8 protein-coding genes are annotated in these 14,145 nt (G+C 43.8%); 1 reads left to right on the top strand and 7 read right to left on the bottom strand.

What is annotated here, in order from left to right; all coding sequences use genetic code 11:
* Positions 1 to 32 precede the first annotated feature (32 nt).
* The 5 genes from pfkB to DWW86_RS06505 all read right to left on the bottom strand — a co-directional run bounded on the left by pfkB (position 33) and on the right by DWW86_RS06505 (position 5,612).
* Entirely contained in the window at positions 33 to 962 is a 930-nt protein-coding gene (pfkB, locus tag DWW86_RS06525; protein ID WP_117942617.1) for a 1-phosphofructokinase, read from the bottom strand.
* Between the two features lie 2 nt (positions 963 to 964).
* Entirely contained in the window at positions 965 to 2,017 is a 1,053-nt protein-coding gene (locus tag DWW86_RS06520) for a galactitol-1-phosphate 5-dehydrogenase (RefSeq protein ID WP_072521919.1), read from the bottom strand.
* 145 nt (positions 2,018 to 2,162) lie between these two features.
* On the bottom strand, positions 2,163 to 3,671 hold the full coding sequence (gene xylB, locus DWW86_RS06515; protein WP_117942702.1) for a xylulokinase: 1,509 nt from the start codon (positions 3,669 to 3,671) through the stop codon (positions 2,163 to 2,165).
* A 56-nt stretch (positions 3,672 to 3,727) separates the two neighbouring features.
* Positions 3,728 to 4,738 (bottom strand): LacI family DNA-binding transcriptional regulator, encoded by a 1,011-nt coding sequence (locus DWW86_RS06510; protein WP_117942616.1) that lies wholly within the window; start codon positions 4,736 to 4,738, stop codon positions 3,728 to 3,730.
* A gap of 22 nt (positions 4,739 to 4,760) precedes the next feature.
* Positions 4,761 to 5,612, bottom strand: a complete 852-nt coding sequence (locus tag DWW86_RS06505) for a class II fructose-bisphosphate aldolase (protein WP_072521921.1) — start codon at positions 5,610 to 5,612, stop codon at positions 4,761 to 4,763.
* Positions 5,613 to 5,875: 263 nt separating this feature from the next.
* Between DWW86_RS06505 and DWW86_RS06500 the strand changes: the two genes are divergently transcribed.
* Entirely contained in the window at positions 5,876 to 6,319 is a 444-nt protein-coding gene (locus tag DWW86_RS06500) for an RbsD/FucU family protein (RefSeq protein WP_015542067.1), read from the top strand.
* 105 nt (positions 6,320 to 6,424) lie between these two features.
* Here the strand turns inward: DWW86_RS06500 and DWW86_RS06495 are convergent, their stop codons facing one another.
* Positions 6,425 to 7,459, bottom strand: coding sequence for a PD-(D/E)XK nuclease family transposase (locus tag DWW86_RS06495; protein WP_117942615.1), 1,035 nt, complete (start codon positions 7,457 to 7,459; stop codon positions 6,425 to 6,427).
* A gap of 208 nt (positions 7,460 to 7,667) precedes the next feature.
* Entirely contained in the window at positions 7,668 to 14,078 is a 6,411-nt protein-coding gene (locus DWW86_RS06490) for a discoidin domain-containing protein (RefSeq protein ID WP_117942614.1), read from the bottom strand.
* Between the last annotated feature and the right edge of the window lie 67 nt (positions 14,079 to 14,145).

The following is a 14,145-nucleotide window of genomic DNA, read 5'->3' as shown; positions in this document are numbered from 1 at the left end:
CTCCTGATTTTGATTATATAGTTTTCGTTTTCTTAAAGGCTTTGTATAACAATCTGCGGTAACAGTTTTTCCATATCTTCCATTACAAAAAATCCAGTCTCTTCACGCATCGCTGCTGCCGCGGAGATTGCGCTTGCTCTTCTTAATGTTTCTTCGAGAGAAAGTCCCTCGCTTAAGCCCAGTGCAAATCCGGCGATCATGGAATCACCACATCCTACAGTATTGACTGCATTGATCTTCGGAACGATTGCACGGAAGATTCCTTCCTCCCCTACTGCCAGCGAACCGTCTGCGCCAAGTGAAACCGCAACGATCTCCACGCCATTTGCGTGAATCGTTTTTGCCGCATCAATGATATCCTGAATGTCATCGCAGTGTTTACCGGTCAGCATACGGATCTCATCAATGTTTGGTTTGATCAGTGTCGGGCATGCCTCGATGCCCATCTCCAAGAGCTTACCGCTCGTATCAAGGATTACCGGTCTGCCGGCTTCTTTTACGATCCTGACCAGTCTCTGGTATGCTGTTCCGTCAAGTCCTTTTGGCACACTGCCGGACATGGATACAACGTCTGCATCTTTTACCAGTTCTCTGAATTTCTTTTCGAATCCGGCAAAATCTTCTTCTGTCAGTGTAAATCCCGGCTCCAGAAATTCTGTCTGCACATGATTTACCTCATCCCAGATATTGATGCAGGACCTGCTCTCTGCATTCACATGATAAAAATCACCTTTGATGCCGAATGGTTTCAGCGCATCTTCGATATAGTTTCCTGCATGGCCGCCCACAAATCCGGTGGCAACAACCTCTGCCCCGTAAATGGATGCCGGTTTGGATACATTCAGACCTTTACCGCCGGGAACATAAGAACATTCCCGGACACGGTTGACTTCGCCTGTTTTAAAATCATCTACCACATATCTTTTGTCGATTGCGGCATTCAATGTCACTGTCAGTATCATTTTCACTCTTCCTCGTTTGATAAGAGAATCTTTCCTTTTACAAGTCCCGGTGTCTTAAATAACTGGAATGCTTCCTGTGCCTGACTCATCGGGATCTTTTTGTAAACGAAGCCCGGATCAAATTTAAGCTGGCCTGTTGCAAAATAATGTGCTGTCAGATCCCATTCACGTCCCGGGAATGGTGCACTGTAGGACATCCAGGAACCGGTCAGTTTGAACTCTTTACGATTCATGTTTTCCCACTGCGCAGGTGTGAAGGTCAAATTCTCATGTGGAGTACCGATAAAGCATACATGAGCTTTGTTTGCAGCAAGTTCGAAGGCCATATGCATGGTCGGAACCTGTCCTGCTGTCTCGAATACAAATCCGTATCCTTTGCCGCCGGTGATCGCCATTGCTTTTTCCATGTAACCTTCTTCTTTTGTATTGATGACTTCATCTGCACCAAGACGTTTTGCAAGATCAAGACGCTCATCGCTGATATCGAATACAACAACTTTCTTTGATCCGAAGATTTTAGTCCACTGCATGGTGAACATTCCGACTGTACCGCCGCCGAGGATTGCTACATACTCTCCGCCATGATAATCGTTCTGGAATACACCATGGATAGCCACAGTTGCAGGCTCAAACATTGCGCCCTGCTCATAGGAAACGCTCTTGTCAAACGGAACTGCATTCTGCTCCGGAACTACAACATAATCTGCGTTGCTTCCCTGCTGTCTGGAACCGATAAAACTGTAATGTTTGCAAAGGGAGAAGTTGCCCTGCTGGCAGTCGTCACATTTCATGCATGGAAGAAGTGGTGCTCCGGATACACGGTCGCCGACTTTTACCTTTGTTACACCTTCACCGACTTCTACTACATCACCGGAAAATTCATGACCGAGAACGATCGGATAAAAATGAACGCCATGATTCAGAACACGCGGGATGTCAGATCCGCAGATACCGGAATATCTGACTTTGATCTTTACGGCACCTTTTGTTACCTTTGGTTCTTCAATTTCCTGATACTGTACATCTTCATTTGCAACTACTACTGCTGCTTTCATAATATATTACTCCTTTCGTGAAAGGAGGAAATACCGAGGGTGCGTGCGCCGCCCCCTCGAGCTCCCCCTGCGTTTTTTATAAAAACAATCAAGGTTTTTCAGAAAAAACTTCTATTAAACATTCAATTTGCCCAAAATCATTAAATCACTTTGTCATCATATGTGCCAGAGACTTGTAAAGTTCAAGATACGTCTCATAAGTCTTATCATACACTTCTTTATTCTCCGGGTTTGGCTCATGGCGACGTGTTTCTTTTACAGTGATGGAAACGGCTTCATCATAATCTTTGTAAAGTCCGACTCCGACACCTGCAAGGAGTGCGGCTCCAAGCGTTGTTGCTGTATCGGACGCCGGTACAACGATCGGTTTTCCTGTGATATCGGATTTGATCTGTGTCCAGAGAAGAGAATTCGCAGAACCGCCCATTGCTCTTAAGACTTCTGCATTTGCTCCGGCTGCCTCTGCCACCTCAAGATTGTGGCGCAGAGAAAGTGCCACGCCTTCCATGCAGGCACGTACCATATGGCCTTTGGTCTTTGCAAAATCAAGTCCGTAGAAAACACCTTTTGCATATGGATTCCAGATTGGGGAACGCTCACCGGACATATATGGAAGGAATACGACCCCGTCACTGCCCGGATTGATTTTTTCTGCAATCTCATTGAGCTGATTCAAAGAAGATGCTCCTGTCTGTTCCTTCATCATTCGCTCATAATCGGCAAATTCACGTTCAAACCAGCGCATCACTCCGCCGCCACCGGTCGTTCCGCCCTGCAAAAGCCATTTACCCGGAATGACATGATACCCAAGGATCAGTCGTGGATCTGCTTTGTATTCATCAATGCAGATGCTCATTCCACCTGCCTGTCCGCCCTGTTCCTGTGTTTCTCCCGGATGAATGACACCGGCACCCAGAGTTCCACAGGCTGCATCCAGACCACCTGCTACAACCGGGGTTCCTTCTGCGAGTCCGCACTCTGCGGCTGCTTTTGCTGTCACGCTACCTACGACATGGTCACATTCGCAGATCTCCGGCAAAAATTCCATCGGAATTCCGAGGCGTCTGCACATCTCTTCGTCCCAGCATCCCTTCTTCATATCGAAACAGTGAAGGCCGTATCCCTGAGACATATCCTGTGTGATCGCGCCTGTCAGCTTAAAGGCGATAAAACTGTTGGACTGGAGGATCTTGTCGATCTTTTCATAAACCTCCGGAAGATTTTCTTTGTACCAGATGATCTTTGCTGTCGTATAAGACGGCTGAAGTGAATTTCCTGCAACTTCAAAGATTTTATCCTCACCGATTTCCTTATTCAGCCGTTCACAGATTTCCTGCGCACGGGTGTCCATCCAGATCGGTGTATTGGTAAGTACTTTGCCCTCTTTGTCGAGCGCGATGGCCGACCAGCTCTGTCCGTCAATGCCGACTCCGGCAATCTCCGCCGGATCAATGCCTGCTTTCTGCACGGTTTCTTTCGTTGCCCTGCATACAGCACTCCACCATTCCTCCGGATTCTGCTCCGCCCAGCCTTCCTGTGGATAGTATACCGGATAGTCGCCATTGGCTGCGGCAAGGACTTTGCCCTCTTTATCAAACACCGCCACCTTACAGGCACTTGTTCCGATGTCGATTCCAAGTAAATATGATTTCATCATTTTGCTGCTCCCATTTCTCCGGCTGCCCGGAGTTCCTTCTCTTTATCAGATGTTCATGCTAAAACCCTTACGGATTTTCCGGCAATGATCTCGGTCTCAAGTTTCTCACTAAAAAGCTCTCCAGATGCCTCGCCGGTATTTTCCAGATGATTCAGCATAACCTTTGCAACTTCTTTTGCAATGCCGTCCGTCGGCTGCGCTACGATCGTCAGCTTCGGATTACATGCTCTCGCAAACTGCAGGTTGTCAAACCCGATCATCGACAGCTGCTCCGGAATCCGGATGCCCAGTTCGTTTACTCCGATCATGGCCCCCATAGTCATTTCATAGTTCGTCACAAACACTGCTGTCATCTCCGGATTATTCTGTACAAGTTCTTCAAGTCCCCGGACACCGCCCTGAATCGTATAGTCTCCATGCCAGATCAGAGATTCACTCACCGGGATCCCGGCACTTTCCAGTGCTTTATAATATCCCGCCATACGCTCCTGTGCAGTAAAAACTTCTTCCGGTCCGCCAATGATCCCAATATTTCGGTGTCCTCTCTCGATAAAATACCGGACTGCATCTTCAGCGGCTTTTTTATTATCAACCAGCACACTGTCACAGTTGATACCCTGAATCTTTCGATCAATCAAAACGATCGGTTTACCCGTCTTCTGAAACCTTTTCAGGTGGTTTCCCTCTTCATCAACCGGCATGTTGATGATACCGTCCACACGCCTGCGAGTCAGGAATTCAACTGCCTCCTGTTCCAGTTTCTTATCGGTTCGGCAGTCGCAGACGATCGTCGCATAACCATGACTTCGCAGGATATCCTCCATACCGGTGATGATCTCGGCACAGAAAGTATTGTTCAGCTCCGGAATGACAACGCCAATCGTTCTGGTCGCGTTCGTCTTTAAACCTCTTGCCACCTCATTGACTTCGTAATGAAGTTCTTCGATAGCTTCCTCAATCTTTATTCTGTTTTTTTCGCGGACATTTCCTCCGTTAAAATAGGAAGAAATCGTAGCCAGCCCAAGTCCTGTCCGTCTGGCTATATCCTTCATGGTCGCTGCCATTTCGCCTCACTGCCTTCTGCTTTTATTCTGCTTTACCGTCGCATCCGCAGACTTTCATTCTTGCCATAACCAGTTCTTTCACTGCTGCGATTGCTGTCTTGCCATAAGCTTTCGGATCAATGGTATCCGGTTTTTCTTCAAGAAGTTCTTTGACTGCTTTGGAGTAAGCTGCACGAAGTTCTGTCGCAAAGTTTACTTTGCAGATACCACGTTTTACGCAGTCGCTTACATCTTCGTCACTGAGTCCGGATGCTCCGTGAAGAACCAGCGGAATATCAACAACTTCGCGGATCTCACTTAAACGTTCTTTATCAAGAACCGGTGTACCTACATAGAAACCATGTGCTGTTCCGATTGCAACTGCCAGAGAAGTAACACCTGTACGCTCAACAAATTCTTTTGCTTCCTGCGGATCTGTATTGGTGTCAGCTTCTGCTTCAAGATCATCTTCCTTGCCGCCGACTTTACCAAGCTCTGCTTCACATGGAATATCCAGTGCATTTGCTACATCTGCTACACGTTTTGTCTCTGCAATGTTTGCCTCGAAGTCCAGTTTGGATCCGTCGATCATAACAGAAGTATATCCTGCATGGATTGCCTGCATAGCCAGTTCAAAACTGCTGCCGTGATCAAGATGAAGGCATACCGGAACAGATGCTTTTTTAGCTTCTGCTGCAACGATTGCTGCATAGGTATCCACAGTACCGTACTTTATAGTAGATGGAGTTGTCTGGATCATAACCGGTGCTTTCAGTTCTTCTGCTGCCTGAATAATGGCTTTCACCATTTCCATATTCTCTGCATTAAATGCTCCGACTGCATATCCACCTTCCTGAGCTTTTAACAGCATTTCTTTTGATGTAACAAGTGGCATAACTTTTTCCTCCTTAATGATATATGTATATTTTTTGTTTTACTACTTGTGATTGATCGGAAAATTCCAAAACCGAAACGTTTCCGTTTTGAGTTAATCATACATCGCCTCCCGCATTCTGTCAACCGTAAAATATTTATCTTTTATCGGAAAATTTTCCCTTGCATTGTACAGTAATTACAGGTAAATTGAATATAGAAAGGCGTATTTTAAAAGACTGCGCCGGCGAGAAATCAAATTATCTGAACGGAGGCATAAACGACATGTTAAAAGGTATTCCTGAAATCTTATCACCAGAATTATTAAAAGTATTATGTGAAATGGGACACAGCGATCGTCTTGTTATCGCTGATGGTAACTTCCCGGTAGAATCCATGGGTAAAAACGCTATCACAATCCGCTGCGACGGACATGGTGTTCCGGAAATCCTGGAAGCAATCCTGAAAGTTTTCCCACTGGATACTTATGTAGAACATCCGGTAAACCTGATGGAAGTAATGCCTGGCGATGATGTAGAAACCCCGATCTGGGATACATACAAAGAAATCATCCGCAAATATGATGACAGAGGAGACGCTACTGTAGGAAACATCGAGCGTTTCGCATTCTATGATGAAGCAAAAACAGCTTACTGCATCATTTCCACAAGCGAAAAAGCTCTGTATGCAAACATTATGCTGCAGAAGGGTGTTGTCATCAACAACTAATTATCGGCCATCTTTTTTCAAAAACCCCGGGGATCTATTTCGAATCCCCGGGGTTTTATTTTCTGCGCCTTTCTCCAGCTGTAAAATTGTTCTGTTAGAGACTTTTTATTTTTGAAGCAATTCTATCTGCTTTTTTAATTCTTCAATACTTTCTTGCATTTCCTGCATTTCGCAGATATTTTCTTCTAACTTCCTGTCACGTTCAGCCAGCATTTCTTTCTGTTCATCTATCGTCTCTTTCTGTTCGTCTATCGTCTCCTGCATTTCATCTACCATGTACCTCACTGTGTTCCGATCCATAATTCTTAATTCCTCTGAAAATATCCCCATTACATCCTCCACATTCCGGCATATGTAATACACATGCTCATACATCTCTCTGAATTCCGGATAGGTATTTATCAGCTCGATGATTTTCTCCGCATCATCCATCCCCAGAAATGTCAGCCATCCGTCCATTTTGTTCTTGATACCTTTATTTTCTACATTCTTCTTAAAGATGTCAAGGGGTATAAAAATATATTTCTGCAACAAATCCATCTCCAGTCCTGTATCTGCTTTCTGCATAAAAATATGTATATACTCATCTGGATATTTCTGAAAAACCGCAGGACTTTTTTCCATCAGCACAATCGTATACACGCCCTTTACATCCTTATATGTAAAGTGATCTTTCTTTACACTGCGAGCTTTTTTGTACTGACGAAGCAGCAAATCTGAGGAATAACACGCACTCCGTTCTCCCGGAAATGCATAACCGATCTTCTGCACTTCCACATTACAATATGTTCCATCTTCAAAGCGCACCAGTATGTCCATGATCAGCAGTGACTGCTCATCTGCAATTCTCGTGGAATCTCCCGGCAGGATTTCTATAATCTTTACTTTTTGATTCAGAAGAATACCAAGGAATTCTTCGAGTCGCTCAGGCACTGTTTCCGGATTCATGACTTCTTTAAAAAAAGAATCATACAACATTTTGATTCCACGCACTCCTGTGCAAAAATCCAGAAACTCCTGTCTCTGTGCCTCCCTCCAGCTATAAAATTGTTCTGTAAGTTTCACATTCTCATCAATTTCTCTCAAGATTTCCTCCCTGCTTCTGAGCATAGGAAAATATTTCTGAAGTTTTGTTTGCATAGGCAGGCTTCCTTTCGTCTGATTAGATCTTAATAGATTTCCACTTTATTGGGTTTCTGTTTCAGAATTGAAACATTTTAGAATGCCCTGACGGGCTTAGAATTTAAGATGTAAGAATTATAGCACGCTTTGTACTCAAAAATCAAGAAAAATCATTCGACAAAAAATGGATGTTTCCCCTAAACTACGGAGAAACATCCATAATTCTTTAATCCAGTTCGAAAAGCTGACGCTGTTTCAGGTCGATGGATGACCATACGGTACTTGTATGTTCCTGACCGTACAGATATACAGTACTGGAAACTTTCGCATACAACTTACAGGACTCTTTATATCCATTGCTGCCATTCTGGTTTCGCAGATACTGTTCGATATCAGAAACTTTCAACGCGTAGGCACTGTTCTGGGACAGATGGAATTTGCCATCACTGCCACTCTCAATTGTACCGATATTTCCATAACCGCTCAGACTTCCGATCTGCGCTGTAATATCAGATACATTCTTCGTGGTCGGGCATCCGTCTTCTACACTGCCATTTTCATCTTCAATGTAAAACTGAACAGTCATCTCCTGTTTATCGAGTTCTTCCTGACTTAAATCAGCACTTACCATATTGTAATCCCTGACATTGATGTAGAAATCCATATTTTCTTCCAGTGTATTTGCTTCATCAGAATCCCATGATGTCTGGTCTGTCATATAAAATCTGGTGCGCTCTGTCTCTGCTGCCGGATTCAGTGTTTTTACAAAGTTTACTTCCGGTTTTACCGCAGTAACGTTTGCCGCTGCCACGATCGTATTGATAAACAGTTTGATTTCATCATCATTCTGTACCCGCCGATGTCCTGCTCCGGTATAAATAACATTCCCCTTACTGTACAGATAATAATTATTTCGAACATCATTTGGTGAATTATTATAATAGTTATCCGTCAGACAATACCAGGCAACCACATCGTTCATTCCATCGCTCTGATCATTGATATCTCGATCCTGCTCCATCCCAAGCTGATAATACTGTCCGTGTGTCTCTGCAATGGTAATACTGTCGCCAATCACATAAGGATACTGCGTGATCGCACCATCATTTACCTTTGTTGCCCTTGTTGTCAGTGTATCTCCCGTACCGAGCGTTTTACCGTCCAACATTGCATTTGTATATCCCTGTGTCTGTGCATAGCTCTTTGATTTATCACCGTTTTTATATGCCACATCACCTGCCAGCGTAAGCAATGTCTTAAAGTCCACACTTCCATCTGACAATGGTTTGCCTTTTTTGAGCAGTTCAGAAACCGTCTGATTTCCAATCGTTGCATCAGAAGTAATACCATAGCGGTCCATACCTACTACCGAACGGAGAATTGTATTCAGCGACAGTCCCCAGTTTTCATTTCTTGCAGTATTCCACAGCCAGCTGTCGTCATAAAGACCAATGCTTCCGCCGCTGTTTACTGTTCCATTTGAATTGTAACCGTCCCTTGCAATCTGGCCGTATATTTTTTGATGATCAGTATTGATATAAGAAGTCGTGTCATGTGCAAAAATAACACTCTTTCCGGATCGGATAAATTTCAGGATCTCCTGCACCGCATCTATGGAAATATCCTGATACACATCCTGGAATCCTATGATCAGCATCTGCTGATCATCCAGCAGATTTGCAAAGGTTGTTTTCTGTCCGTTTTTATCCAGAACATTTCCATTATTAATGTCTGTAACATTTCTGGAAATTACATTGATATTGAAGTCCTGCACTCCGGCTATCAGATTCTTAAAAGTGCTGCTATCCGCAAGTGTCCATGTACATGGATTTGAACGATTTACTGAATTATCCTGTGGAACAAGCTGCAGAACATTGATCGTCTGTTTCGCAACCCCATCCGGTTTCTGCTGTTTTGCATAGCCAATCTCAGAAGTATGGATATAGGTGTTACGGTTGCTTGTCAGTTCCAGTTTCCAGGTAATCAGCTTATAGTAATCTGACGGAATTTTTCTGGTAACGGTATATTTCTTTCCAAGCTTCAGTTCATAACGCATATCTCCGCTACCATAATCTTTCTGTGAAAGGACATTTCCGTCTTCATCCTGCACGACCATATATTTGTCCTGCGATTCTTTCTTTGAAAGATTACCGTCAAAGTTCAGATCCAGGTAAAGTTTACAGTCATAAGTTGTCGTTGCCGGGGCTGCATCAGAATCATTTTCTACCGTAAAAGTATATTTCAGCTCCCCGTCAATATATCCTGTATCACTGAGATCCACAGGTGTCTTGAATGTGCCGGCAGTTCCCAGCCGCTGCGGTTCCTTCGGTTTGCCTCCGTTCTCATCAAATTTGATTACCGGCTTTGCCAGATTCATAAAGAAGCTGAGATCTTTTGCTCCGCTTTCCAGTTCTTTATTCGTAGCTACATTTTCATATTTCAGTGCGTCCTTTATGAACTGGTAATAATACGAAGCAGAATCTACTTCCTTTGCATTCGGCTTATCACCATCTACAAGTCCGGATGCCAGCACCACCGGATAACCACTCTTTACAAAATCCATCAGTGAATTGTACTGCTGCTTTGTTATATCATTTCCGGATCCGCGGAAATATCCGGATCCATCTTCATTGTATGTACTGAGCGGTGCGTACCGGAGTTTCCCATCGGACCATGAACCCTGCGCATAATCTGTATCAAGCTGACCCAGCATTTTCGCAAGATTGTTATTTGCAATAATACTTTTTGAATCACCTACATGAGCATATCTGTACTCTCCACTTCCCGTAATCAGGCTGTTTGCATTTTTTTTCTGATTGCCGATGAACACCATATCGTATTCCGAGCCGATATCATCAATATGTCCGACAAATTCTGCTGCTGTCATAGGAGTAATTGTTGCTCCGATATTTACATCTGTTCCACTGTCTGCATAAATGACTCCGAATTCTGAACAGGAACCATACTTGGCATTATTTCCGTTTCCTCCATTACTATCCAGCGTTCTCAGAAATGTGATTTTCATACTCTGTACTGATCTGATCGTCTTTCCGAACTGTAGCGCAGTCACTTTACCCTGATTATCTGTTGTAATGTTCGTTAATCCGGTTACCGTATCAATCAGCTTCTGTCCGTTCACATCTGAGTATAACTCAGCTTTGTACTCCACAGGAACACCATTCTGGCTGCCATTTCCCTGATATGTACGGTTCTGATAAAAGAATCCCCGAATATCCTGAGCCCCGTCAAAAGTTACCGTAAAATACGGCGGATTATTTTTGCTGTGACCATCTTCATTGTTCCACAAAGTATGCCATCTCGTGTTTGGATCTCCGTCAATCATATTCTCAGCTTTATCATCTTCCTTTGCAGTCTCACTGCAGCAGGCCGTTACACTTTTGATCTTACGGTCTGGACCAGCCACCCATTTCTTCACATTTTCTTTATCCAGCATCTCATTTCCCGTATATGGCATAATTTCCAGTACTTTGAGGTTTTCTTTTACCAGAGTACTTCTCTGATATTTGTAATTAATGATGTATTCAATTGCCCTTGCCTGTGAGATTTCTCTTCCAAGAGGCTCTATTTTCTGTGTAGAAGTATCGCTTCCATCATCCAGATTCGTCTGTTCTGAATTATTATTTTCCAGCTTACGGTACTGGTTTTCGCTATTGATGTATTTGATAATCTCTTCAAATCCATGCATGGTATCGTCAGGATCATAAGTAATGTTTTCCTCAGAAGCCAGATTTCCATTAAAATTTGTATGGAAAGAAGTATTTACAAGATTGTAATCACCGTCAGTTCCTGCAAACATATTTTTGAAAAAGTACATATATGTATTTATATAATGTCCGTCTGCATCTTCTGTCTCATTCCTCACAAACTTCGAAAAAGCATCGGTAAATGCTTTCTCATTCACTCTGGAAGCGTTGACAACACACGGAATGGAAGTCGCTGCAATCGCAGCTGCCACATCAGCCGAAAGAGTACCGTTTACATAGATCAGGTCATACTTATCAAGTGTATCTGCAAAACTGTCTGATACACTGACTCCGTCATCCTGTGCCTGCACATCAACAGATTCATCATCCTGTGTATCAATGTCTTCTGCATCAATGTTCTCTGATTCATCTGTATTCTCCTGTACATCGATGTCCGTTTCATCCTCACCGGCACCATCTTCTGTATCACCGGATTCCGGAACTTCTTCGCTGACATCTGTCTGCTCTGTTGTGTCATCTCCAAATGTATCTTCCGGTTCAAATGTAATCGCCTGCTCTTCATCCTGCGCGAAATTTGCCGCAGTATCATTTCCGCCTGAACTTCCCCCGGAAACTGCCGGTGCATATATATCTGAGGTACCATCCGAAGCCAGCTTTGTATCAACTTCGATGCCAAAATTCTCAAATTCCCCATCTTCACTGTCAGCATCAACTTTTGGATTCAGATGGAAAACATATTTTTTGAACCAGTCATTGTTTGTATAGCCGCCCTGATAATAAAAGCTGTTTACCTGAACAGAGACAGCGGTATCACCGCCAGGTGCAAAATCATAGTTTCCGGTGCCCAGAGTCAGACTGTAAGTTGCCGCTGACACATAATGCGTTGCCACGTCTCCATCAGAAACCGGAAGGTACACATCCTGATTGTCCGGATAGTTTGGATAATACCATCCGAAATAACTGTACGGAAGCGCAGCCTCACCTTCTGTGTCATTTGATTTACAGCAGAAATATACTTTTGATACGCGGTAATAATAGTTATAGGAAAGTTCATTTGAAATTTCCTGAATTTCATTATAAGGAACGGCACTTCGACCGGTTACAATAGAGATTTCAGATCTGGTAAGTTTTCCGTTCACTTCCTGATAGTACCAATACTCATCATTGTCCAGCACAATACTGCCATCAGTAAGTTCCGCATCCGGGTTCTTCGCAAGATCTGTCGCATTTGCTTTTACATAAGCAAGATCACCGATAACTGTATATTTGTAGTTCGGATATTGGTCAATATTTTCACCGAGATATACATACGGATCTGCCTGTGTTCCGGCTTCCTGCGCATTTTTGATATCGCCGAGAATTGACTGAAAAAAAGCATCGGCATCCATACCTGTTTCATCTGTATCCTGTACAGAAATATTGTCGGAAGTATCCGGCTCACTGTACTCGTTCCACTCTTCTTCGCTTTCTGGCTGAACATCCACAGAAGAAGATCCGTCATTAGAAATTTCTGATTCAGAATCTGAGAATGCATCGCTGCCGCTAAATACCTCTTCTGTATCTGATAATTCCACTGTTCTTACATAAGACTGCTGTACAAATTCCGGCTGTCCGCCGAAAGACTGTGCATCGACGCCACTTTCATCACCTGAAAAACTGCCGTTCTCATTGTTTTCATAGGAATTGTCAAACGTAATATCTTCGGAGCTGTCCTCACCGGAATCAGAAGTTCCCCCATCACTGCTGCCATAAGAATCACTTTCATCAGATCCAAACGCATCTTCTCCGCTGGAAAAATCATTATTCCCGGAACCTTCTGTACCGGGATTCTCTGCATCCGTTGCTGCCTGACCGTTTTCCCCTTCAAAGCCTCTGTTATCCGATACGGTACTCGTCGTCTCCACTGCTTCACCCGGAATATCCCGTACAAGAACAGCCTTGCTTTCATCTACTTTATTCGGTTTTTCTCCGGGGAACTGATAATCTTTGTTGTCGATTTGCTCTGCAATTTCTTTTGTCAGAGAAGTGTAGACATTCTCATAATATCCGTATCTGCCATTCGCATAATCGTATTCCGGAAGAAGAGATTTCTGTCCTTTGTCATTCTCATCCGCAAGTGCATTATTGATTTTGGTATTCGATACTTCTTCAAACTCCAGATAATAAGCACCTCGCGCATCGCTGCCTGTCGATTCTTCAAAGCTCTGGATGTTTTCGCGGAATTTTTCTGACTGCTGGTTATCGGCATCAACGTCTTTTCGGATCGGGTAATATTCCTGATCGCCTTTTGTGTAATCACCGGTACCGGAAGTATTCTCGACATAGGAACCTTTTACCTGTACTGTATCGGTACGGGAATTGCCGTCAAAATCCGTCAGATCTACCTTCGTCCAGTCTGATGCATCGTCACTGTCTGAAAGGAAATATTTTTCCTGATAGTCTGACCCTGACAAAGGATACTTACTCGAATCATCACCTGTTACATCTTTTATCTTTTTGATTCCGGTGCTTATACTTTCATCAATCTGTCCGGAGTCATTCAGACGGACATTCATGACAAATTCCGTTCTCTGCTTCTCCGGGAGCTTACTCAGTGCATCTTTTATTGTAGAAAAATGTACTGTGTGCGTATTCCCGTCCGCATCCGTGTATTGATACTGATATAATTTCAGACTTGGTTCCTGCCCCGATATGTAATAACCGATTTCCGCATCATCACTGGAATCAACCAGTTCCAGTATACGAAAAGGATCCTCCTCGGTGCTTTCGCTTACAATGGTTTCAATACCGGGCATCATCTCAGATGACGCCTGCACCGAAAGGACAGACTGCAAAAGCGCGCCCGCCCCCAGTACACCGGCCGCAGCCACCGCCGTGCCGGAGATCAATAGTTTTTTATGTTTGAATTTCATGTATAAAATTGCCCTCCTGATTTTGCCAAAACAATTCTCGTCAAATACACCTCAAACGAAAAAGCCA

Origin of the sequence: Ruminococcus sp. AF17-22AC, from assembly GCF_003460065.1 — a bacterium.
Lineage (GTDB): Bacteria > Bacillota > Clostridia > Lachnospirales > Lachnospiraceae > Blautia_A.
This window is presented reverse-complemented; position numbering and strand designations above follow the sequence as displayed.

Bases quoted from the DNA above. Each gene is read 5' to 3' on its own strand.
- pfkB (WP_117942617.1), bottom strand. From the start codon at position 962: ATGATACTGACAGTGACATTGAATGCCGCAATCGACAAAAGATATGTG.
- DWW86_RS06520 (WP_072521919.1), bottom strand. From the start codon at position 2,017: ATGAAAGCAGCAGTAGTAGTTGCAAATGAAGATGTACAGTATCAGGAA.
- xylB (WP_117942702.1), bottom strand. From the start codon at position 3,671: ATGAAATCATATTTACTTGGAATCGACATCGGAACAAGTGCCTGTAAG.
- DWW86_RS06510 (WP_117942616.1), bottom strand. From the start codon at position 4,738: ATGGCAGCGACCATGAAGGATATAGCCAGACGGACAGGACTTGGGCTG.
- DWW86_RS06505 (WP_072521921.1), bottom strand. From the start codon at position 5,612: ATGCCACTTGTTACATCAAAAGAAATGCTGTTAAAAGCTCAGGAAGGT.
- DWW86_RS06500 (WP_015542067.1), top strand. From the start codon at position 5,876: ATGTTAAAAGGTATTCCTGAAATCTTATCACCAGAATTATTAAAAGTA.
- DWW86_RS06495 (WP_117942615.1), bottom strand. From the start codon at position 7,459: ATGCAAACAAAACTTCAGAAATATTTTCCTATGCTCAGAAGCAGGGAG.
- DWW86_RS06490 (WP_117942614.1), bottom strand. From the start codon at position 14,078: ATGAAATTCAAACATAAAAAACTATTGATCTCCGGCACGGCGGTGGCT.